Source organism: Sinomonas mesophila, assembly GCF_001999765.1.
GTDB lineage: Bacteria > Actinomycetota > Actinomycetes > Actinomycetales > Micrococcaceae > Sinomonas > Sinomonas mesophila.
In genome coordinates this window covers 1-403 of sequence record NZ_KV908335.1, presented here as the reverse complement: position 1 = coordinate 403, position 403 = coordinate 1, and the positions used below count along the sequence as shown (strand labels likewise).

Genomic DNA, 403 nt, shown 5'->3' with positions numbered 1-403 from the left:
GGGACGCCGCTCAAAGGAACCGAATTTCACCGCACCAGCAAATGCAAAGGACAAAGTCATGGACAAGTTTCTGGTCTCCCTTCAGATGTTCTGGAACGACATCACGGGCAAGGGCGAGAAGGAGAAGGGAGCGACGATGGTCGAGTACGGCATCATGGTCGCCCTCATCGCCGTGGTCGTCATGATCGCTGTGGGACCGCTCGGCACGGCGATCGCAGGCATGTTCACCAGCGTCGGCACCACAATCGGCACGCTCTAACAAGGAGCGCAATGCGTGGCGGGCGATAGCGCAGAGAAGCAGTCTTATAGCCCGCCACGCCTTTTCCTTTACAGCGATTCGGGGGAACCATGAAAAGCAACTCCCATAGGCGCCGGGAGCGCGGCGCTGTGGCCGTCGAGTTCG

At 59.6% G+C, this 403-nt stretch carries 1 protein-coding gene; it reads left to right on the top strand.

All coding sequences use genetic code 11. The annotated features are described in order from the left end of the window. Positions 1 to 58: 58 nt before the first annotated feature. Positions 59 to 259 (top strand): Flp family type IVb pilin, encoded by a 201-nt coding sequence (locus tag BV907_RS11365; RefSeq protein ID WP_077489854.1) that lies wholly within the window; start codon positions 59 to 61, stop codon positions 257 to 259. Positions 260 to 403 lie beyond the last annotated feature (144 nt).

Bases quoted from the DNA above. Each gene is read 5' to 3' on its own strand.
- BV907_RS11365 (WP_077489854.1), top strand. From the start codon at position 59: ATGGACAAGTTTCTGGTCTCCCTTCAGATGTTCTGGAACGACATCACG.